The organism is Neptuniibacter sp. QD29_5, from assembly GCF_047778125.1.
GTDB lineage: Bacteria > Pseudomonadota > Gammaproteobacteria > Pseudomonadales > Balneatricaceae > Neptuniibacter.
Genome location: NZ_CP180556.1, coordinates 524,984 through 545,826, shown reverse-complemented (window position 1 = coordinate 545,826; position 20,843 = coordinate 524,984). Strand labels below are relative to the sequence as shown.

Below are 20,843 nucleotides of genomic sequence, written 5' to 3'. Positions count from 1 at the left end.
AAAAGATACCTACCAACAAAAAAGGCCGCATATCTGCGGCCTTTTTTTGCAATTACTAACTGCATTACTACTTAATTTTCACCTATTTGAATATCATTCGGCATCTCAGACCAACCCTGTCTGATTTCCAGCATTAGATTCATCACTTCCTGAACCTTTTCAGCATCATTCTCCCGATTAGCTTGCATAACAGAGCGCAACATATAGTCATAAAGACCATCTAAATTTGCAGCGACCTCTCCGCCCCCTTCAAGGTCAAGACTTCCACGGAGACCTACGATAATCTCTGAAGCCTTATTTAGGTGCAGAGTTCTGTCTTCAATACTATCTCGCTCTATTGCTCCTTTTGCCTTTGCGAGCGCCCCCATGGCACCATCGAACAACATAGAAATAAGCTTGTGAGGACTTGCCGTTTCTATAGTCGCGCGCAGATCAACACTTTGATACTGCTTAAGGGCATTTAAATTAACAGCCATGCAAACACCTTAAAAATTAGTTCAAGTACACATTATTATACTGAATAGTCGGCACAAAGAGAGCTTCCTTTAATGATCTTGCGTCTGCTAAGCTACAATTCATTAGACCTTTTATTCCGTAAGCCTTTCAAATCAAGGCTAAAATATTCATTAATGCAGAAATTTGGTCGATATAAATATTAAGCATTCATTTGGATAGAAAACATAATGTTCGATGATCAATCAATACTCATTACTGGTGGGACAGGCTCATTCGGCAGAAAATACACAGAAACTCTTCTGAGCCGATTCAAGCCAAAAAAAATCATTATCTATTCAAGGGACGAGCTTAAACAATTTGAAATGCAGCAAGAGTTCAATGCTCCGTGCATGCGTTATTTTATAGGTGACGTTCGCGACAAGGAAAGATTAAGGCAAGCAATGCAGAATGTAGACTATGTCATTCACGCAGCTGCTTTAAAACAAGTGCCAGCCGCTGAATACAATCCAACTGAGTGTATCAGAACCAACATCCACGGCGCAGAAAATGTTATTCGAGCTGCTTTAGAAAATGACGTTAAAAAAGTTATTGCCTTATCCACTGATAAGGCCGCAAACCCCATCAATCTTTACGGGGCAACAAAACTAGCTTCTGACAAGCTATTTGTAGCAGCAAACAATATGGCCGGCGGGCATCCTACTCGATTCAGTGTTGTGCGCTATGGCAATGTAGTAGGTTCACGGGGATCTGTCGTACCCTTCTTCAAAAAACTTATTGAAGATGACAACAAAACACTGCCTATTACCGATACAAAGATGACGCGCTTCTGGATCACTCTACAAGAAGGCGTAGATTTTGTTCTAACAAACTTTGCAAGAATGAGTGGCGGTGAAATTTTTGTACCTAAAATACCGTCCGTACGTATTACCGACCTAGCCAAAGCTATGGCACCTAGCCTTAAACAAGAGATCATTGGCATTCGCCCTGGCGAAAAAGTCCATGAAATCATGTGCCCTTCTGATGACTCGCATCTCACACTTCAATTTGGCGACCATTTCGTTCTTCGCCCTTCAATTATTCTTAACGATATCGACAATGATTTCACGACCAATAACCTCGGAGAGATAGGCACCCCTGTATCTCAAGGCTTTGAATACAATTCAGGTACTAATGAACAATTCCTGAGCATAAAAGAAATCCAAAAACTCAATAAAAAGTTGGGTTTCTAATCAATGATCCCTTATGGCACACAAGATATTACAGAAGAAGATATTAGAGCCGTCACCAAAACTCTCAGATCAACGTTTTTAACTCAAGGCCCAAAAGTCTCTGAATTTGAAAGTTCAATAGCGAATTATTGCGGTAGTTCACATGCTGTAGCGACTAATAGCGCCACCTCAGCACTACATATTGCTTGCCTTGCATTGGGTCTATCTGACGGAGATCGCCTATGGACCTCTCCCAACTCCTTTGTTGCCAGTGCGAACTGCGGCCTCTATTGCGGTGCCACAATCGATTTTGTAGACATTGAGCTTATTCATTTCAATTTATGCCCGAACGCACTCAAACAAAAATTGATCGAGGCCGAAAAACTCAATCAGCTTCCTAAAATTTTGGTCGTTGTCGACTTTGCTGGCGAGCCTAGCGATATGAAGGCCATTAGTGATTTAGCAAAGCAATATAATATTAAAGTCATTGAAGATGCATCTCACGCCATTGGTTCAAGGTACCAAACTATAAAAACTGGCTCGGGTGTGTATAGCGACATTACTATTTTCAGCTTTCACCCAGTCAAAATTATTACATCTGGTGAAGGTGGATGTGCTGTAACTAACGATCAGGCCTTAGCTAAGAAAATGCGTTCACTCATGAGCCATGGAATTACCAGAGACTCTCAGTTACTCAAGAACAACGATGGACCTTGGTACTATGAGCAACAAGACCTCGGTTTTAATTACAGAATGACAGATATCCATGCCACCCTAGGCCTAGAGCAACTAAAACGCATAGACCAATACATTAAAACGCGACATGCTATAGCTGATCGTTACGAAGAACTTTTATCCGACCTACCTATACAACTCCCTTCAAGGCGAAAAACAAGCTACTCATCTCTTCACCTGTACCCTATACAACTCCAAGATAACGCCCCCATTGACCGTTTAACACTTTTTAATCAGTTACGTGAAGACGGCATTGGCGTTAACGTTCACTATATTCCCATTCATCTTCAGCCTTACTACCAACACTTTGGTTTTGCTAAAGGTGATTACCCAAATGCCGAAAGATATTACGAAAGAGCGATCACTATCCCACTTCACCCTAAGCTATCTAATAAAGAGATCGCATACATCAATGATTCGTTACATAAGCACCTGAAACCGTAGTATTCTTGTTATTGAGTTATCGCTATAAAGGCACTCTATGAAACTAGCCATTATTCCTGCTCGAGGCGGCAGCAAACGTATACCTAGAAAGAATATTAAGCCCTTCGTGGGAAAACCAATGATCGCATGGTCGATTGAAGCCGCTCAACAGGCATGTATATTTGACCGAATTGTTGTATCTACAGATGATGAAGAGATTGCTGAAATCGCGTCAGAATATGGCGCAGAAGTTCCTTTTACACGCCCAGCAGATATTGCCGATGACTTCACAGGCACCGCTGAAGTCGTCAAGCATGCTATTCAATATATACAGAGCGAAGGTGACCAAGTAGAGGATGTTTGTTGTATTTATGCAACCGCTCCTTTCATCCGATCTAAGGATGTTCAGCAAGCTTATCAAGAATTAAATAATGGTTGGTCCTATGTAATCCCAGCTTGCGAATTCAATGCACCGATCTTTCGGTCTTTTCAGCAGAATACTGACGGCAGTATAGAGATGTTCTATCCTGATAAGTTTACTTGTCGCACACAGGACTTGCCTGAAGCGCTGCATGATGCAGGGCAGTTTTACTGGGGTAAAGCGGCAGCTTGGCTAGAGCTAAAGCCGTTTTTTACCCGAGATACCTATGCGTTGAGAATACCCGCTTGGCGCGTTCAGGATATTGATACGAATGATGACTGGCGTAGGGCTGAGTTAATGTTCGTTGGTTTGGAAGCGTTGGAGACCAAAGAATGACTGTTTTGGTTGTTGCAGCACATCCTGATGATGAAGTTTTGGGCTGTGGAGGGACTATAGCAAAGTATGTTAGTGAAGGCGTGCCAGTCAAAGTTATGTTTATTGCTGATGGAGTGTCTTCGAGGTCTGACAGTGCAGCTAACAGCGCGCTGCCAGCAAGGTTAGAGGCTTTAGAGGCGGCTTCTGCAATTTTGGGATATGAAGTAGTTTTTACCGGACAGTTCCCTGACAACAGGTTAGACACTGTCCCCCTGTTAGAAATTGTACAGTTAATAGAGCGCTATATAAGTCAGCTACGACCTCATACAGTAATTACACATCACTCAGGTGATTTGAATATCGATCATCGATTGGCGCATGAGGCAGTGGTAACTGCTTGCAGGCCTACACCTGGCCACAGTGTTAAGAATTTACTCTTCTTTGAAGTAGCTTCTAGCACAGAATGGCGCTCTCCTGGGGATGGCCATGCATTTGTGCCCAATTATTTTGTAGACATCTCTGGCTGCTTTCTTAAGAAAAAGCAGGAGGCGTTGCTGGCATATACACTTGAAATGAGAGAGTGGCCCCACCCTCGTTCTGCCAAAGCAATTGATGCTTTGTGTCATTGGCGAGGTGCAACTATAGGTGTTGACGCGGCCGAGGCATATATTCTTGGACGAATGCTTGCATGAAAGTAGCAGTTAGGGTTGATGCTTCGAGCGCTATGGGGAGCGGACATCTTATTAGGTGCCGAACGTTAGCTGCAAAACTTAAGCAGAGAGGCGTTAAGGTGCTTTTTATATGCCGGGAGCATCATGGCAATTTAATTGCCCTTTTAGAGAATGATGGCTTTGAAGTGCGTCACTTAGCTTGTCCTTCTGTTGTGGCTTCTACTGCCGATTCTTATGATGCATGGCTTGGAGTAAGCCAGGAGAAGGACGCACAAGAGACTATTCAGACTTTATTTGATTTTAGACCAGCCCTTTTAATTGTTGATCATTATTCTCTAAGCGCTTCGTGGGAGACGCAGCTTAGGCCTCATGTAGGTCGCATTATGGTTATCGATGATCTGAATAATCGACCTCATGATTGCGATTTTTTACTTGATCAGAATCTCTCTGCTAGTAAAGAACGTTATAATTCTCTGATTCCCTCTCAATGCCAGTGTTTTTTGGGACCTAGTTATGCATTATTAGCTGATGAGTACATACAGCTACGACAGCAGGAAACTAAGTATTCTTCTAAGCTTAACAAGGTGCTAGTTTATTTTGGCGGAGTTGATCCAGATAATTTATCTAGTATGGCTTTGAAGGCTTTATCAGATGCTAAATTTGAAGATATAGAGGTCTGTATAGTAGTTGGTGCTAATGATCCACCCCATAAGCAGGAATTACTTCGACAGGCTCAATTGAGACCTAATACAGTCGTACTTGAACCTCAGAAGAGTTTATCTAACTTGATGTTTGACACGGATTTAATGATTGGTGCAGGTGGGGCTACGTCTTGGGAGAGGTTGTGCCTGGGAGTGCCTTCTGTAATCGTTTCTGTGGCAGAGAATCAAGAGTTCATCAGCAAATCTCTAGATGAGTTAGGCCTTGCTATTCATTTAGGGGTTAGTAATCAAGTAGTCGAGCAAGATTTCTTTGCTGCCGTATCTGAATTTGCACTCCAGCCGGATAAGTTATTCAACATGTCTGCTGAAGGTCAGAGAGTAGTTGATGGTTTGGGATGCGATAGAGTTGCGGACGTGCTGATGGAGGTTTGTGTGTAGATGAATATTTGGATACTGAGTGATGAAAGTAGCTGGATAAACCATTATCTTGAAGATTTGTGTCAGTCTTCTGTTAATGATGGACATGATGTTCATTGGGTTCATAAGGTGGCTGAGCTAGGATGCGGTGATATATGTTTCCTGTTGGGGTGCGGGCAGATGGTGCCTGAGCATAAACGGGCAGGGTTTAATCATTGTGTTGTAGTGCATGAGAGTGATCTCCCGAGAGGGCGCGGGTGGTCGCCAATGACTTGGCAGGTCTTAGAAGGTAAACGTAATATTCCAATTTGCTTGCTTGAGGCAGGTGAAAAGGTTGATTCGGGTATTGTTTATCTGCGTTCATTTATTTCACTTGAGGGCACGGAGTTGGTTGATGAGTTACGACAAAAACAGGCTAAAGAAACGTTGAAACTTGTTGAGACGTTTTTACTCAACTTTGAAACTTTGCAGGAGAATGGAGAGCCTCAGATAGGGGAGCCCAGCTATTATCCAAGACGTTCTGCTGATGATAGTGAAGTTGACCCCGAACGGACTCTCCTTGAATTGTTTAATGCTTTTAGAGTTGCTGATAATGAACGATATCCAGTTTTTTTTCGGCATCTTGGCAAGGAATACCAGCTAAGCATAAGTCTTCGTTCTAAGGATGATTGATATGAAGTCGATTCTTATAACAGGTGCTGGGGGGGCTGGGGCTGAATTAATATGGAAGCTGTTTTCGAATAAGTACTCTTTATTCTTTGCCGATGCCAATTTAGCGCGCATTAGTCCAGATATTCCAAATGCATGCTGTGTAAAAATTCCTTTTGCCGATGATGATGACTTTCTGCAAGAGATGGTGAGTGTCTGCGAAAAGTTAGATATTGACCTGCTGGTATCGGCTGTTGACGAAGAATTACCTATTCTGGCAGAAAACGCTGGCTTATTTGGCAGTACTCGGATGTTTATGCCTGAAGCTGGTTTCATCCGCATGATGTTGGATAAGTTTCAAATGGTTGAGCATTTTAAGGCTAATGCTTTGATGCCGATAACTAAATTGCTATCAGATCATTCGGTTGATATTCCCTTTCCGAGTATTTTAAAACCTCGTACAGGTCGCGGATCCAGAGATGTTTTTGTTTTAGATAATGATGATGACCTTGATTACTTCTCGAGGAAGTTCACTGGGCGGTTAGACGACTTTATTGTTCAGGAGAAGGCTGAAGGAGTTGAATATACTGTACAAGTTGTTTCTTCATCTCAGGGGGCTTTACATGAAATTATTCCAGTCAAAGTTTTCTCTAAAAAGGGTATCACCATTTCAGCTGAGACTGAGTACGATCAGAATGTGATTGCTGCCTGTCAGTGCTTACATATGCTAGGTGGTGGGAGTGGAACTTATAATATTCAACTTATTCTCAGTTCTAATGGTACTGTTTTCCCATTTGAAATTAATCCAAGAATATCAACAACCTTTGGCTTAGTATTGGCATCGGGCGTAGATCCATTTGAGTTGTTTGAGAATCATAGTGCTAGCTTTATAGGCCGCGCTTCAGAAAGATCGAGATGTCGCTTGGAGCGGCACTGGGTTAATTCGATTACACATTAATAGCAGTAGGTGCTTACAATGCTGAACAATATAGAAATAGGCAGTCGGCTTATTGGTGATGGTGAGCCTTGCTACATTATTGCTGAAATTGGATCTAATCATAACCATAGTTATGACATGGCTTGTGAATTAATTAAGGCCGCAGCGGATGCAGGCGCTGATGCTGTTAAGTTTCAGACGTTTAAAGCAAAAGAACATTATTCTAAGTTTGCGCCAGGGTTCAGTTATCTGGACGGCCAAGATACACATGAATTGATTGCGTCGCTAGAGCTGGATCGAAGTTGGCAGAAACAACTAAAAGCGTATGCAGAAAGTTGCGGTGTTGATTTTTTTTCCTCTCCTTGTGATAGCGAAGCCATTGCTGAATTGGCTGAATTAGATGTACCAGCTTACAAAGTTGCTTCCTTTGATCTGACAGATGATCGATTAATTACTGAAATGGCTGCTGTCGGAAAGCCGATCATCCTGTCGACTGGGATGGCAACGTGGATGGATATCCAGATTGCTGTGGATGCTGCAAAAGCAGCAGGCAATGACGATATTATTCTATTGCAGTGTACCTCGCTGTATCCTGCGCCCGACGCATTGAGTAATTTACAAGCAATAGCAACTCTAAAGAATACTTTTGGCTTGCATGCAGGCTATTCAGATCATACTGAAGGGGATCATATTTGTATTGCCGCTGTCGCACTGGGAGCGAAAGTTATCGAGAAGCATTTTACTCTGGATCGCTCTTTGCCAGGGCCTGATCATGCATTTGCAATTGAGCCTAAAGGCTTTTCTGAGATGGTTAGAAAAATCAGAGCTGTCGAATCAGGTATGGGTGATGGAATTAAAGCTGGCCCCAGAGAAGAAGAAATGGAAATGGCTGAAAAGGGACAACGCAGCCTACATGCCAGAATAAATATTGCTGCTGGTGAAGTGATTACTGAAGAGATGCTTGTTATCAAACGCCCAGGTCTGGGCATTGCTCCTGCAATGCGTAAGCACGTGGTAGGGCGTATTGCGAAGGAAGATATTAGAGCTGATCAGTGGGTCACTTGGGATAAACTGTGATGCGGGTTCTGGTAACCGGAGCTGCTGGTTTTCTCGGTGCGGAATTAAGCCGACGCTTGGCGACAAACTCTTCGGTAGATCTGTATCCGATGACTCACAGCTCTGGTGGACGGGTTTATTGTGATTTACTCGATCAGGATGCAGTAAATCTAGTGTTTAAACAAGTTACCCCAGACATTGTTGTTCACTGTGCGGCTGAAGTACCTAAGCGTGAGGCCGACTACCTCAGTGCAACCGTGATTGATCGTAATACCTCAATGGTTAAGGTGTTAATCAATGCAGCAAACTGTCCAGTCATTTTTATCTCGTCTATGGCTGTTTATGACGATGCTTTGAGTATGCCATGTTCTGAAAATCAGGCAGGTGGGAATTTAAGCGCTTATGGCACCAGTAAGCTCCAGTGTGAAGCATTACTCACTGAGGCTGGAGTCTCGGGTGTGGCTCTCCGCTTACCAGGTTTGTACGGAAGCGAGCGTAAAGCCGGCTTGGTACACAATTTGTTATATGCTCTAAAGCATCAGAGAGAGTTTTCCCTGCCGGATAAGCCTGTTATGTGGGCCGCGATGGATGTCATTGATGCAGCAAATGTTATTGAACAGTTTGTTATGTTGAAGTACGACGAAAGCTTTTTACCGGTTAATGTTGGTTATGCGGAGAAAATGTCAGTTAATCGTCTAGTTAATCTGACTGCTGATATGTACGCGACCAATATTAGTTATGAAGTAACACATAAGGACTTTGAGTTTATTTTAGAGAAAATGGCTGAATTTGGTGTTGTGTTAAATAGTAGCTTTACGCAATCGTTAGAGGCTTTGAATGATAGAGTTTGAAAGGGTTGTTTCTCTAGTTGTTAATACTGGCAATGAGATAAAGAGATGGCGTAAGTCTGATGAATTTTCAGACATTACTGATAAACATAAATTTAAAACCCACGCTGATAGTATGGCCCATGACCTAATTATTGAGGGTTTAGCAGATATAACCAAAGATATTTCGGTCGTTTCTGAGGAAGATAAGGTTAGGCAACGAGGTGAACGCTATTGGCTTATAGATCCTATTGATGGAACTGCTAGTTGGTATCATGGCTTTTCTGGATATGTCTGTCAGGTTGCACTGATTGATAATGGGCAGCCAACTTTTGGTGTTATCTATGCGCCGGAGCGAAACGACCTTTGGGTTGGACAACGAGGCAAGGGGGCGACTTATAATGGTCAGCCTGTGAAGCCTGCCAGAAAAGATAAACCTATTCGTTCGATTATTGATAACACGCCAGAACCTCATGGTGTTGCAAAGTATCTCTACGATGCTCTCGGTCTTGAACGTTATGTTGAGTGCGGCAGCCTCGGATTAAAATCTGTGCTTGTATGTAATGGTGAAGTAGACCTTTTCGTAAAAGATGTTGTTGTGCGAGACTGGGATCTAGCTCCTGTAGCAGCAATTGCCAATGAGCTAAATTATTATCTTTATGACATAAATGGTAAAAGAGTTTGTTTTGAACAGAAGGTTGAAAAAATAAACGGATTAATAATCTCTCCGAATTTATCACTAATCGACAAAGTGGTGAGGTTGACTAAGACAGCAAGTTGAAATCCAGTTAAAAACTAGCTGTCTGCAAACATTATGTATATTTACAATGGAAACGTATCAATAAATATAGTCAACCAAATAATTTATCTACCCCACCAACCTATGCAGACAATTTAAATTACAACCTATAAAACAAAAACTTACACTCTTAATCATGATAAATATCATAATTTGAAAATTCATCTTTCTTAAAGATCTTTTCTTTGGCATCAATTTCTATTTGATCCAAATATGGTAGAACAACGCCACTTAACTTAGCAAAATACTCTGGTACATCTCTCTCTTTTGCCATTGTGAGAATACTGATATAGGTACAAGGTACATATTCCAACGTACCTTTAAGTAGCCCTCGAGCTATAAAGCTAAACCCTTTGGTTTTACGTAATGCATAATGTCCTTCTCTAAGAACCATATATACATCATCCAAAGAGTTAACTTGGTCTGTAACATACCTCTATATCGATCCAACACTATAGACAGATGAGCTAGATGCTTCTGAATAGCATCTTCAGAGAAATCATGAAAACCGTTGAGGCTAAATACAGTTGTAAAACGATTTGATAACTCATCTGCAAATGAGATAGGGTGCTCACCAACCACTTCGATTTCAGCACGACAACTATGCGCTCCTTGAATACTGGCGCCATCGTTTATATTCACACAATTTACATGCTTGAAACGATCCAAGAGCACCTCAAAAGATATCCGAGACTTATCTAAAGCATTTGTTGTATAAATTTTATCCCTGAAATTACCCGGCCTTTCAAAAAACCCTGCAGTTTTCAGAGCATTCTGATGTGCTTCTGTTTTCTTATCATAGGAGCTATCTTTGGAGTGGTGCGCACCCAAAGTAACCATATCTAAATCACCTGCACCAGAGTTATACTCTTAAAGCACAGCATGACAGACAAGGAAGCTCCAAAGCTAGTGACCGTTGGATTTGCAAATGCAGCCAGAACTGCAGAGTTACCAAGCTTACGATACAATAGCTCAAGAATGAAAGCTCTCCCCAAATCATTCGGCTTAGCAACTATTTAGTATTCATTATCAAATACATCAGGGTAAACAGCATTCAGCCCAACAACTCGAATACCGTTCCGATATTCTTATGAAATTGAGCTAATTAGCCAATCATACACATCTTGGGGACGCTCTTTATGGGCATGGATCTCAGGTTTAATACCTTTATTTAAGCGTTGTTAACGCTGTACCACAAGACCTTGAAATAAAGTAAAACTACAGAAACCTTACCACATCATAATTCAAAGCAAATCATACTAGTAATTCGAAAAACCATCCAATTCAAAAAGCCTATTATCAACATCTGCCTTTTGCTTCTCCAAGAAATCAATTATTACCCTACGAGCTTTATTATATATAACCAAGCGATCATCTTTATCAGACAAAGCAATTAAGGAGGACATTATCGAGCAAAAATAATTAACACTACCCTCTATCAAACCCAGCACAAAAGGGCCAAGCTCAGGATCTTTACATACATAATGAATATTACGCAAAAGCAAATTAATATCTTCTTCTTCACTCAAATCAGGAATAAACAACTGAATAACTTTATCATTAACTAAATGAACGTTATCAGAAACTTTTCTCTGAAGATTTTCTCTAGCAAGTGGCTCAATATTTTTAAAACTAAATACCTCAGGTAAGATCTCAGAAATAATTTTTTCCTTATCTACGTTAGAACCATCAAATTCAAGCTCTCCATTATTAACAGGTATAGCACCATCAATCTTTACACCTTGCCCGAGATTCAAAACAGTCATTTTATGTTTAGCAATCAACCTTTCAATTGTTATTTTTGACATTGAATATATGTGTGTCGTCCAAACATCACCACCCAAATTCCCTTCAGCTTTAAAAAATCCCTGCTTACGAATATACTCAGCGAAATCAAGGCCTGTATTCCCATAATAAGGACTATCTTTAGAATGGTGATCTTCAGGGTCAGCGACGCCTAAATCAACGCCTATCATGATAACCCTTCTCAAGCCTAATAAAGTACAAAGTGATAAACCGAAATTCGTAACCGTCGGATTACACATCTCAGCCAAAGAAAAGCCATTTCCCGGAACTTTCGAAAGGCAATGAAATAAATACATAGCTCCAAGATCATTCGGTTTAACACAAATATGTCTCTTATCTTTATCAAAAAGCGTATAAACTTTCGGGTGTACCGTATTCAATGCAAAGAAACTGATTCCCTTCCTAAACTCTGCAGTCGTACTATTATTCAACCAAACATATGTATTATAAGGCCGTTCCTGTTCTACATGAATATCAGGCTTAATACCCTTTTTCTCTAAAGTCCCTAAAGTAGTGCCGCAAGATATTATTATGGCTTTACCAATATTCTTTTTAATAAAGTCTTCATTTTCGTCCAACGATGGTCCATTACCGACAAGAATAACAGGTACATCACAAAAACGTTTCCGTTGCATCAGACAAATTCTTGATACTGGGTAGCGTTGACTGACTGATTCCACCGTATGAGCCAGACCAACCCTTTCGTCATCATAAAAACCCATACCAAATACGATATCATGCGCATTATTTTTTACACGAGCAATCAGGCCATCTAGTTTTTTGCTTTTGTAGTGATCATATACATAGAATTTAGACAGATTAAAATTACCAATCCTTTTGAAGAGCTTAGTCAGCTGAATAAATGATTCATCCTCAGTTTTTCCCGCACAAAACTCTATATTATATCCAGGCCGACAATACTTATTAACTATAGGCTCCCAATCAATCATATGCATGGACAGGTATATAGAGTCCAAATGTAAATCATATATTATCAAGTTCTTTATATCTTTCTCTAGCGCAAGCCTTGATATATGAAAGCCAGCCCCAATTCCAAGAACTATTACAGTCTGCAGGTAATCTTCTTTTATACCTTTTGAAATATAACGCGACCCACTACCGTACAGATCCAACAATTCTGTTGTCATATGTTGATGCAAGTAGTCATCGAAAACAGCAGACCCTGTATCACCATATTGAATAATTGTAGGCCTAGCATTCTTTAAAAAAAGTTCATATTGCTTATTTGCAAATTCATAAGGGTTTTCAGAATATACAAAACTACCATTAACATTACGAATATTTATATTATCATCTTCATCAAACGCAATAGTTAATTCTGAAACGCTGTAAGACTTATATTCCTCGTAAAGAGGAGGTAACTTTTCCTTGAATAAATTTAGATTTTTAGTAAAGAGAGCGTCAATATTTTTATTCTTTTCCAATCGTTCAAGTTTTTTCTTGAGACTTTCTAAATCATTCATTAAAGCACCTAAAAGGGCCCTAAGGCCCTATATTCATTTAACCTTTACTCGCAGTAAATGGTAATCTTTCCAGAATCCCATCAAGCTGGTTACCTGTATTTTGGAAACTACTAACTATGCGCTCCATAGCCAAATATTGAGAGTACAATCTCGTTTCGAGTTTCTCCATTTTTCGATCAAGGTTTTCTCGATCTTCCTCTATACCACTCAACTGACTATTAATACTGTCTTCTCGCGCTTTAATTGTTCCGGTATTCGCTAAAAAATCATCAATTAAATTTGATAGCTCTCCAGCAAAACCACGAGAGAAATTAATTGAAAGAGAACCACCAGCGGCAGCAGTTGCTGCTGTCGCCCCCTCTTCAATAATGAAATTTAAGCCGTAAGGATCTGAGCCTAATTCAGGTAGCAATACATTACCTGAACCAAAAGCAGCAGTACCATCTATTGTACCTGCGGCATCTTTACCAGCAGTGACAGTTAACCCTGAATCAGCTAAGCCAAGTGTTTGGGCATCTGCGGTTGTACCGCTAAAAGAAACCGCAGAACTGTCACCAAATTGCCTAGAAGTGAAAAGGAGTTTGTCTGTAGTAGCATCATAGGTTATATCAACCGCCGCTCCTGCCCCTTTAAGATTAGAATCACCGTTAATCAAAGACTGTAATTCTGCTCTCAACTCTTCAACGGTAGAGTAATTACCACTTAGGGTTATTTCATTAGAATCAGTACCATCTACATTTACAACAAAGCGATAATCACCAAGTGAAGTATCCAGCGTACCACCTAATAACGAAAAGTCATCTGCAGCGGCGTCAAATGCGGCGTTGCTAATAGCATTTGCCTCTATCGCCCCTTTAACAGGATCCTGCGTGATAACAACATTATAATCACCTGGTACCGTATCCTGAGCGTAACTACCGACAGAAACTTTTACCTTGTCACTTGAAGATGACGTGTCTGAAGCGAATAAAGATTCAATTAACTCAAAGTTATCATTAAGAGCCAATTGCAAATCATCTTCATTGATAGTTAAAGAACCATCCAACTCAGTACGAACACCAACATTGGTTAACGCTGTAAATGCATCATCCACACCTGGAACAGTTGCCCCAATCATGGCTCGCACACGGTTGACTATGGTTTTCGCTGCACCATCAGTTGCTAAATCTGCTCGAACGGTATTACCTTCCTCATCCGTTGTGTACTTTGTTAGATTCTCAGCTGTTTCATAAAACAGATTGTAAGCTTCTACAAAGTCCCTTATAGCTTGCTCTGCAACACCTTTGTCTTCATTAACAGCAAATGTATAACTTTGTCCTGGGTCTGCTTTATTGAGGGTGAAATCAAAGCCTTGGATCACATCACTGATATCATTTGTATCGCGATAGACAGTGAGGCCATTAACTTTAAGCTCAGCATCTGTGCCTTGTTGAGTTTCGGTTGTCGTAGAAAAATTCGTAGAATTAAATTCAAAATCAACAAGCGAGCCATTGTCACTACCATCGGCAGAGGTAGTAATCTGCATGGCATTACTAACCCCTGATGGTGCGGTGAGCAAGAGTTGGTATTGCCCATCAACCAGAAGTACTGACGCCTGTATATCGGCATCTTCAGCGTCATTAATCTCATCTGCAATATCTTGCAGCGAATCGCCTGCTTCAACGGTAATATTTAGCGCTGCTTTTTCATCATTTGTAGCAAATGACGTCGGCTCATTTGATCCATTGTATGTCCACTTACCGAAGGAAATCGTCATAGTACCCGAAGCACCGATCGCAGCATCTTTATCTGCATAAGCACTAGAGGCTAATGACTGCGCTCTAGCAACATCAACAACTTCGATCTGATATGTGCCTGTTTGGGCACCGGGATCAACTGAATTTGGGGTTATGACATCTGTTTCGGGGAAAGAAACTGAACGGCCGTTAAACGTATCGTTATCGGCGAGCGGAGCCAACGCTCCTTGAAGCTCTGACAAGCTACTTTTCAGGGTCCCATAAGCAGAAATCTGCGCCTCTAGCTTCGCTTCTTTTGTATCTAAACGATTTTGGAGTGGAGCTCTTTCTACTTCTACAAGGCTGGAAACTAGGTTGGCAGTATCAATACCAGATCCGGCTCCCAGTGATTTAATGATACTATCACTCATCGCCCATACCTCTGGTTGAGTAATGTGAAATCAGGAAGCCATGATTGTCTCAGGCTTCCTGATTGAAGATCAAGCCCATCATGCGATCAAAGGACTCTGCAAATCTTAAAGCTTCTTCATTAGGAATTTGACGAATCACCTGATTCGTGGAAACATCCTTAACCTGTACTACCACTTTTTCAGACGCCGTATCAACAGAGAAATTCAAAGAACGCTGACCGTCTTTCATCATCTCGTTTAAACGATCAATAGCAGCTTCCAGCTTTTCAACAGACATTTCCTGTGTCTCTTTTGCTTGCGCTTGAAAGCTTTCGTTACTCTGCGCTTGAACCGCTCGAGATTTCGCTTGCTCTGCCTGCTGAGGCTGCTGAGAAGGCTGAACAACCGATGACGTTGCTGCGCCCATTGATTCAATAGCCATAACCCAATCCTCTCTTTTTTAAAATCTGTATAACCCCTCTACACATTTAACTGTATAGAAGGGTTAGCGATTTATCTATCAGTATAGCTCCTAGCTTACTGAAGTAGTGACAATACTTGCTGTGGTGCAGCGTTAGCCTGAGCCAACATAGCAGTACCTGCTTGCTGTAGGACCTGTGCACGAGATAGCGCAGCAGATTCAGCAGCAAAGTCAGCGTCCTGGATTCGAGAACGTGCAGCCGATGCATTTTCAGATACGTTCGATAGGTTATTGATTGTGAAATCAAGACGGTTATTTACCGCACCCAACTCACTTCGAACATCGTTTACCTGCTCAAGTGCATTATCAATTACACCAATCGCTTTCTGTGCGCCTGCTGCTGTACCTACACTGATTGTACTAATAGCTGAGCCAGTAGCAGCCCCCGTTCCTTCCTCATTCTGATCTCGTAGTTTGAATGCCGCTGTACCTGCAGCAGTTACCTCAATTGAGATCGCAGAATCATTCTGTGAATCGAGTTCGATACGCGCGTTAGTCTGTTGTGACTGCATCTTGCCGTCAGCGGCTGCTACATAATTATCCAGAACAGAAAGTCCCATCGCCTCCAACGTCTTCGCACCGTTGGTATCACCTAAACCTACAGAGAAAGCAGCATTAGACTGCAGTACTAACTGGCCATTATCGTTAACAGAGGCGTATACACCTGTATTGGCTGTTTCTTTATTGATCGCAGTTACAAATGCTGAAGTATCACGGTAGTCACCCGCAGCCAACGCAACTTCCTGACCATTCAGTTCGATAGAACCTGTGAAAGCACTGTAACTTGAGGCCTCTGTAACTTCCGCTGCAGAGAACTCTACACCGATGTTAGTAGATTCTGTGAAGCCCCACTGAGTAGAAAGTACAGCCGCAGCCGATACAGCAAATGACATTGCAGAATCACTAGATAAGTGCACCTTGTCATCCTCATCAATGTACGCCGTGACACCATGTGCACTCTGCGCATCATTGATAGCCTTAACAAACGCATTACCATCCGCACTAGCCGCTACAGCCACAACTGTACCATTAACCACAAGATTGGCAGCTACAGATACCTTAGTGTAAGCATTCAGTGTAAGCTCTGCTTTAGAAGTATCATTTTCCATTGTGTAGCTTTGCTCTGCACTCAGAGATGCAACCACACCAGTATCAGATGAAACATCATTAATAGCCGCGACCTTACCCTGCAAAGTATCAATATCAGTACCATCGGAGTCTTGATGCGCAATAATTGTTCCATTAATTGTCAAGTCACCGTAGCTGTAAGTATTATCAGCATCACCTGAAGTCAGAGCCTCACCTAAAACAACACCACCAGAGCGATTAATCTGTAAGCCCAGAGTTTCCAGATCCGATGCAATCCCTGTCGCACCAGTATCAATCGTAATTTCACCACCGTCATCTGATGTCAGCGCAATTTGGCCTTCATATGTAGCACTTGCGATACCGACAACAGACTGAGCAGAAATACCTGTACCCGCAACTTTAATTGCACCACCCGTTGAGTTTTGCAGCACCATTTCACCATCATCATTCAAAGAAGCCTGAATAGCCCCAGAAGTCGAAGTGTTAATGGCATCTACAAGCTCATCTAGATTATTTGTGTCTTGGATTTCGTAAGTAGTCGTCGAACCATCAGTTTCTGTAACGGTCAGGGTCAGCTTATTCGCCCCATTGATTACACCGCTACCCACTTCAGTTGACTCAATATCATTGAATGCAGCTGCGCTAACACCATTAATATTTTCATTAATCTGGTTGATAACATCATCCATAGTCGCACCGGAAGCGATATCACCCAGGTTCTGACCATTAATGATTACATCACCATCATCGATGTTTCCGAAGTTAGCTGATGTTACATCTGAACCAGCAATATCTGCTGTCACGGAACCGAAACCCAGACTATCTGCATCTAGCTGACCAACTTCAAAGCCAATTGTTTCATTAGCTTCAGAACCGACCTGAAGGTCAACTTTACCTAAAGTACCGTCAAGAATATTTAGACCGTTAAACGTTGTTGTTTCAGAAATACGATCCAATTCTTTGATTAGCTGCTGAACCTCTGCATCGATAGTTGCACGGTTACCATCTGTGTATGTGCCGTTGGCAGACTGAATAGATAGCTCACGCATACGCTGCAGGATGTTAGTAGTTTCGTCCAATGCACCTTCTGCAGTCTGGATCAAAGAGATACCGTCGTTGGCGTTACGCACAGCCTGATCAAGACCACGAATCTGGGAAGTCATTCGGTTAGAAATCGCAAGACCTGCAGCATCGTCAGCAGCAGAATTGATTCGCTTACCGCTGGTCAGACGTTCCATAGCCTGGTTCTGATCACCTTGGGAGATAGTCAGGTTACGCTGCGCATTCAGCGACATAATGTTTGAGTTAATTACCATTGCCATGAGATTTACTCCTCATATTCAGCCGAGTCTGACCGGCTATCAAGAATTTTTGCTTATAAAACCCTCCTTGTTATTTGCGACTAGGAGGATCCAGCTTGAGTAAGTTATCGACCAAGGGAAAATTCTCTTTAGAATTTTTTTGCCAATAAATCCTTCGTTGATTTTCAATATCGGCAGGCGCAGACTAAGCATTAATATTTTTTTGGGGATAACACAGATGAGCACACTTCAGGAACTTGCAACTCAAGCCCTTGAACAGGCAATAGCGATGAATAAACTCGCTGAACAAAAGGAATGGGACAAACTAGAACTGCTACAAACCCAGCATTCAGCATTAATCCAAAAAATTAATACCGCAGAGATCCCAACAGACAATCAAGCAACAATTAGGGATATGCTAATTCAGGTCCAAGAGCTAAATTATTCAACAAGTGAACTGGCAGGCCTTTTTCAAGATGAGTTAGTTGAAGCTCAGAAGACCCACAAAAGAGTCGTAAAGATGCAAAAAGCACTTAATGATTTAAAAATTGACTAAATCAAGGCATAGCCACCTTCAACCTAATTGAAGGTGGCTATTATTCTAATTATTGTAGAAGGGACAATACTTGCTCTGGCGCAGCATTCGCCTGCGCAAGCATAGCCGTACCAGCTTGCTGGAGAACCTGAGCACGGGATAGAGCTGCTGATTCAGCCGCAAAATCCGCATCCATAATCCGTGATCTTGCTGCTGAAGCATTTTCAGATACGTTGGACAGGTTATTGATCGTGAAATCAAGACGGTTATTCACCGCACCTAATTCACTTCGCACATCATTCACTTGTTCAAGTGCATTATCAATAACCCCTATCGCTTTCTGTGCGCCCGCTGCTGTACCTACACTGATTGTACTAATAGCTGAACCTGTAGCCGCACCCGTTCCTTCCTCATTCTGATCTCGTAGTTTGAATGCCGCTGTACCTGCAGCAGTTACCTCAATTGAGATCGCAGAATCATTCTGGGAATCGAGCTCGATACGCGCGTTAGTTTGCTGTGACTCCATCTGACCAGTAGTTGCTCCTACATAATTATCCAGAACAGAAAGGCCCATCGCCTCCAACGTTTTAGCACCGTTAGTATCACCCAAACCTACCGAGAAAGCGGCATTAGATTGCAGTACTAATTGCCCATTATCGTTAACAGAAGCGTACACACCTGTATTGGCAGTTTCTTTATTAATCGCCGTTACAAATGCTGAAGTATCACGGTAATCACCGGTAGCTAACGCAACTTCCTGACCATTCAGTTCGATAGAACCTGTGAAAGCACTGTAACTTGAGGCCTCTGTAACTTCCGCTGCAGAGAACTCCACACCGATGTTAGTAGATTCTGTGAAGCCCCACTGAGTAGAAAGCACACCCGCAGCCGATACAGCAAATGACATTGCAGAATCACTAGATAAGTGCACCTTGTCATTCTCATCAATGTACGCCGTGACACCATGTGCACTCTGCGCATCATTGATAGCCTTAACAAACGCATTACCATCCGCACTAGCCGCTACAGCCACAATTGTACCATTAACCACAAGATTGGCAGCTACGGATACCTTAGTGTAAGCATTCAGTGTAAGTTCCGCTTTTTGTGTATCGTTCTCCATTGTATAGCTTTGCTCAGCCTTAAGCGAAGCAACCACTCCAGTATCAGACGTTACATCATTTATTGCACTAACTTTATCTTGTAATGTATCAATACTAGTACCATCAGAGTTCTGATGAGCTACAACCGTTCCATTTATTTTAAGGTCACCAAAGCTGTACGTATTATCTGCGTCGCCAGAAGTCATAGCTTCGCCAACAACAATTCCTCCTTCACGATTAATCTGCAAACCCAACGTTTCTAAATCTGATGGCAAGCCTGTAACACCCGTATCAATCGTTATCTCACCACCATCATCAGCGGTTAAGGCTATTTGGCCTTCATAGGTCCCGCTAGCAATACCAACAACAGACTGAGTAGAGATACCCGTTCCAGCGACTTTAATAGATCCGCCTGTAGAATTCTGCAGAACCATTTCACCATCATCATTCAATGAAGCCTGAACAGCCCCAGTAGTCACAGTGTTAATTGTGTCAACAAGGTCATTTAAATTATTAGTGTCTTGAATCTCATAAGTCGTTGTAGCGCCACTTACCTCAGTAACGGTGATTGTTAATTTGTTCGCTCCACTGATGACACCACTACCTACCTCTGTAGATTCAACATCATTGAATCCTTCCGCTGACACCCCTGTAATGTTTTCGTTGATCTGATTAAGCACATCTTCCATCGTTGCACCGGATGCAATATCACCTAAATTCTGCCCATTGATAATCACATCACCATCGTTGATATCACCAAAATTTGCAGAGGTGACATCAGCACCTGCAATATCAGCTGTTACAGAACCAAACCCCAGACTATCAGCATCGAGAGCGCCAACTTCGAATCGAATCGTTTCATTAGCTTCTGCACCCACCTGCAGATCAACCTTACCAAGCGTACCATCAAGAATATTCAAACCATTGAATGTCGTAGTTTCCGATATACGATCAAGCTCTTTGATTAGCTGCTGAACCTCTGCATCAATCGTTGCACGGTTACCATCTGTATAAGTTCCGTTGGCAGATTGAATAGATAGCTCACGCATACGCTGTAGGATATTGGTTGTCTCATCTAGAGCACCCTCTGCGGTCTGGATCAGAGAGATACCGTCGTTAGCGTTACGCACCGCCTGATCCAAGCCTCTAATCTGAGAAGTCATACGGTTAGAGATAGCCAAACCTGCCGCGTCATCCGCAGCGGAGTTAATTCGCTTACCACTTGTTAACCTTTCCATGGCCTGGTTTTGATCGCCTTGGGATATCGTCAAGTTTCGCTGCGCGTTGAGCGACATTATGTTCGAGTTAATTACCATTGCCATGAGAGATTCTCCCCATATCCAG

The 20,843-nt window shown here is 42.0% G+C and carries 19 protein-coding genes; 11 read left to right on the top strand and 8 right to left on the bottom strand.

All coding sequences use genetic code 11. From position 1 onward, the window contains the following. Positions 1 to 71: 71 nt before the first annotated feature. Positions 72 to 476 carry a flagellar export chaperone FliS gene (fliS, locus tag ACMXYR_RS02355; RefSeq protein WP_415902754.1) on the bottom strand — a complete coding sequence of 135 codons (405 nt, stop codon included), beginning with the start codon at positions 474 to 476 and terminating at the stop codon, positions 72 to 74. 207 nt (positions 477 to 683) lie between these two features. Here fliS and pseB point away from each other — a divergent pair, with 207 nt between their 5' ends. Genes pseB through ACMXYR_RS02305 form a run of 10 tightly spaced genes read left to right on the top strand, consistent with a single transcriptional unit; the run spans position 684 to position 9,557 of the window. Continuing rightward, positions 684 to 1,685 (top strand): UDP-N-acetylglucosamine 4,6-dehydratase (inverting), encoded by a 1,002-nt coding sequence (gene pseB / locus ACMXYR_RS02350; protein WP_415902753.1) that lies wholly within the window; start codon positions 684 to 686, stop codon positions 1,683 to 1,685. 3 nt (positions 1,686 to 1,688) lie between these two features. Next, positions 1,689 to 2,843: a UDP-4-amino-4,6-dideoxy-N-acetyl-beta-L-altrosamine transaminase gene (pseC, locus tag ACMXYR_RS02345; protein ID WP_415902752.1), complete on the top strand. Its 1,155-nt coding sequence runs from the start codon at positions 1,689 to 1,691 to the stop codon at positions 2,841 to 2,843. 37 nt (positions 2,844 to 2,880) lie between these two features. After that, positions 2,881 to 3,579, top strand: a complete 699-nt coding sequence (gene pseF / locus ACMXYR_RS02340; RefSeq protein ID WP_415902751.1) for a pseudaminic acid cytidylyltransferase — start codon at positions 2,881 to 2,883, stop codon at positions 3,577 to 3,579. Beyond that, positions 3,576 to 4,250, top strand: coding sequence for a PIG-L deacetylase family protein (locus ACMXYR_RS02335; RefSeq protein WP_415902750.1), 675 nt, complete (start codon positions 3,576 to 3,578; stop codon positions 4,248 to 4,250). The genes pseF and ACMXYR_RS02335 overlap by 4 nt, the downstream gene beginning before the upstream one ends. Further along, positions 4,247 to 5,329, top strand: coding sequence for a UDP-2,4-diacetamido-2,4,6-trideoxy-beta-L-altropyranose hydrolase (gene pseG, locus ACMXYR_RS02330; RefSeq protein ID WP_415902749.1), 1,083 nt, complete (start codon positions 4,247 to 4,249; stop codon positions 5,327 to 5,329). Before ACMXYR_RS02335 ends, pseG begins: the two co-directional genes overlap by 4 nt. After that, positions 5,330 to 5,980: a hypothetical protein gene (locus tag ACMXYR_RS02325; protein WP_415902748.1), complete on the top strand. Its 651-nt coding sequence runs from the start codon at positions 5,330 to 5,332 to the stop codon at positions 5,978 to 5,980. Position 5,981: 1 nt separating this feature from the next. Then, positions 5,982 to 6,914: an ATP-grasp domain-containing protein gene (locus tag ACMXYR_RS02320; protein WP_415902747.1), complete on the top strand. Its 933-nt coding sequence runs from the start codon at positions 5,982 to 5,984 to the stop codon at positions 6,912 to 6,914. An 18-nt stretch (positions 6,915 to 6,932) separates the two neighbouring features. Further along, positions 6,933 to 7,970, top strand: coding sequence for an N-acetylneuraminate synthase family protein (locus tag ACMXYR_RS02315; RefSeq protein WP_415902746.1), 1,038 nt, complete (start codon positions 6,933 to 6,935; stop codon positions 7,968 to 7,970). Further along, the gene (locus ACMXYR_RS02310) at positions 7,970 to 8,800 is read left to right on the top strand and encodes an NAD-dependent epimerase/dehydratase family protein (RefSeq protein ID WP_415903621.1); all 831 of its coding nucleotides are present in this window, start codon (positions 7,970 to 7,972) and stop codon (positions 8,798 to 8,800) included. Before ACMXYR_RS02315 ends, ACMXYR_RS02310 begins: the two co-directional genes overlap by 1 nt. Then, positions 8,787 to 9,557, top strand: a complete 771-nt coding sequence (locus ACMXYR_RS02305) for an inositol monophosphatase family protein (protein ID WP_415902745.1) — start codon at positions 8,787 to 8,789, stop codon at positions 9,555 to 9,557. Before ACMXYR_RS02310 ends, ACMXYR_RS02305 begins: the two co-directional genes overlap by 14 nt. Before the next feature lie 148 nt (positions 9,558 to 9,705). Here the strand turns inward: ACMXYR_RS02305 and ACMXYR_RS02300 are convergent, their stop codons facing one another. The 6 genes from ACMXYR_RS02300 to ACMXYR_RS02275 all read right to left on the bottom strand — a co-directional run bounded on the left by ACMXYR_RS02300 (position 9,706) and on the right by ACMXYR_RS02275 (position 17,882). Beyond that, positions 9,706 to 9,849 carry a hypothetical protein gene (locus tag ACMXYR_RS02300; protein WP_415902744.1) on the bottom strand — a complete coding sequence of 48 codons (144 nt, stop codon included), beginning with the start codon at positions 9,847 to 9,849 and terminating at the stop codon, positions 9,706 to 9,708. Positions 9,850 to 9,911: 62 nt separating this feature from the next. Beyond that, entirely contained in the window at positions 9,912 to 10,415 is a 504-nt protein-coding gene (locus tag ACMXYR_RS02295; RefSeq protein ID WP_415902743.1) for a hypothetical protein, read from the bottom strand. 419 nt (positions 10,416 to 10,834) lie between these two features. Further along, positions 10,835 to 12,865 (bottom strand): 6-hydroxymethylpterin diphosphokinase MptE-like protein, encoded by a 2,031-nt coding sequence (locus ACMXYR_RS02290; protein WP_415902742.1) that lies wholly within the window; start codon positions 12,863 to 12,865, stop codon positions 10,835 to 10,837. A gap of 37 nt (positions 12,866 to 12,902) precedes the next feature. Continuing rightward, entirely contained in the window at positions 12,903 to 15,011 is a 2,109-nt protein-coding gene (gene fliD, locus ACMXYR_RS02285; protein WP_415902741.1) for a flagellar filament capping protein FliD, read from the bottom strand. A gap of 49 nt (positions 15,012 to 15,060) precedes the next feature. Beyond that, positions 15,061 to 15,432, bottom strand: coding sequence for a flagellar protein FlaG (locus tag ACMXYR_RS02280; protein WP_415902740.1), 372 nt, complete (start codon positions 15,430 to 15,432; stop codon positions 15,061 to 15,063). A 95-nt stretch (positions 15,433 to 15,527) separates the two neighbouring features. Next, positions 15,528 to 17,882, bottom strand: coding sequence for a flagellin (locus ACMXYR_RS02275; protein WP_415902739.1), 2,355 nt, complete (start codon positions 17,880 to 17,882; stop codon positions 15,528 to 15,530). 217 nt (positions 17,883 to 18,099) lie between these two features. On the opposite strand from ACMXYR_RS02275, the gene ACMXYR_RS02270 reads away from it, so the two are divergent. Next, entirely contained in the window at positions 18,100 to 18,417 is a 318-nt protein-coding gene (locus tag ACMXYR_RS02270; RefSeq protein WP_415902738.1) for a hypothetical protein, read from the top strand. Between the two features lie 49 nt (positions 18,418 to 18,466). Here the strand turns inward: ACMXYR_RS02270 and ACMXYR_RS02265 are convergent, their stop codons facing one another. Further along, positions 18,467 to 20,821: a flagellin gene (locus tag ACMXYR_RS02265; protein WP_415902737.1), complete on the bottom strand. Its 2,355-nt coding sequence runs from the start codon at positions 20,819 to 20,821 to the stop codon at positions 18,467 to 18,469. Between the last annotated feature and the right edge of the window lie 22 nt (positions 20,822 to 20,843).

Bases quoted from the DNA above. Each gene is read 5' to 3' on its own strand.
- pseB (WP_415902753.1), top strand. From the start codon at position 684: ATGTTCGATGATCAATCAATACTCATTACTGGTGGGACAGGCTCATTC.
- ACMXYR_RS02295 (WP_415902743.1), bottom strand. From the start codon at position 10,415: ATGGTTACTTTGGGTGCGCACCACTCCAAAGATAGCTCCTATGATAAG.
- ACMXYR_RS02300 (WP_415902744.1), bottom strand. From the start codon at position 9,849: ATGGCAAAAGAGAGAGATGTACCAGAGTATTTTGCTAAGTTAAGTGGC.
- ACMXYR_RS02325 (WP_415902748.1), top strand. From the start codon at position 5,330: ATGAATATTTGGATACTGAGTGATGAAAGTAGCTGGATAAACCATTAT.
- ACMXYR_RS02305 (WP_415902745.1), top strand. From the start codon at position 8,787: ATGATAGAGTTTGAAAGGGTTGTTTCTCTAGTTGTTAATACTGGCAAT.
- ACMXYR_RS02265 (WP_415902737.1), bottom strand. From the start codon at position 20,821: ATGGCAATGGTAATTAACTCGAACATAATGTCGCTCAACGCGCAGCGA.
- ACMXYR_RS02320 (WP_415902747.1), top strand. From the start codon at position 5,982: ATGAAGTCGATTCTTATAACAGGTGCTGGGGGGGCTGGGGCTGAATTA.
- fliS (WP_415902754.1), bottom strand. From the start codon at position 476: ATGGCTGTTAATTTAAATGCCCTTAAGCAGTATCAAAGTGTTGATCTG.
- ACMXYR_RS02270 (WP_415902738.1), top strand. From the start codon at position 18,100: ATGAGCACACTTCAGGAACTTGCAACTCAAGCCCTTGAACAGGCAATA.
- ACMXYR_RS02275 (WP_415902739.1), bottom strand. From the start codon at position 17,882: ATGGCAATGGTAATTAACTCAAACATTATGTCGCTGAATGCGCAGCGT.
- ACMXYR_RS02310 (WP_415903621.1), top strand. From the start codon at position 7,970: ATGCGGGTTCTGGTAACCGGAGCTGCTGGTTTTCTCGGTGCGGAATTA.
- ACMXYR_RS02280 (WP_415902740.1), bottom strand. From the start codon at position 15,432: ATGGCTATTGAATCAATGGGCGCAGCAACGTCATCGGTTGTTCAGCCT.
- pseG (WP_415902749.1), top strand. From the start codon at position 4,247: ATGAAAGTAGCAGTTAGGGTTGATGCTTCGAGCGCTATGGGGAGCGGA.
- fliD (WP_415902741.1), bottom strand. From the start codon at position 15,011: ATGAGTGATAGTATCATTAAATCACTGGGAGCCGGATCTGGTATTGAT.
- pseF (WP_415902751.1), top strand. From the start codon at position 2,881: ATGAAACTAGCCATTATTCCTGCTCGAGGCGGCAGCAAACGTATACCT.
- ACMXYR_RS02335 (WP_415902750.1), top strand. From the start codon at position 3,576: ATGACTGTTTTGGTTGTTGCAGCACATCCTGATGATGAAGTTTTGGGC.
- ACMXYR_RS02290 (WP_415902742.1), bottom strand. From the start codon at position 12,865: ATGAATGATTTAGAAAGTCTCAAGAAAAAACTTGAACGATTGGAAAAG.
- ACMXYR_RS02315 (WP_415902746.1), top strand. From the start codon at position 6,933: ATGCTGAACAATATAGAAATAGGCAGTCGGCTTATTGGTGATGGTGAG.
- pseC (WP_415902752.1), top strand. From the start codon at position 1,689: ATGATCCCTTATGGCACACAAGATATTACAGAAGAAGATATTAGAGCC.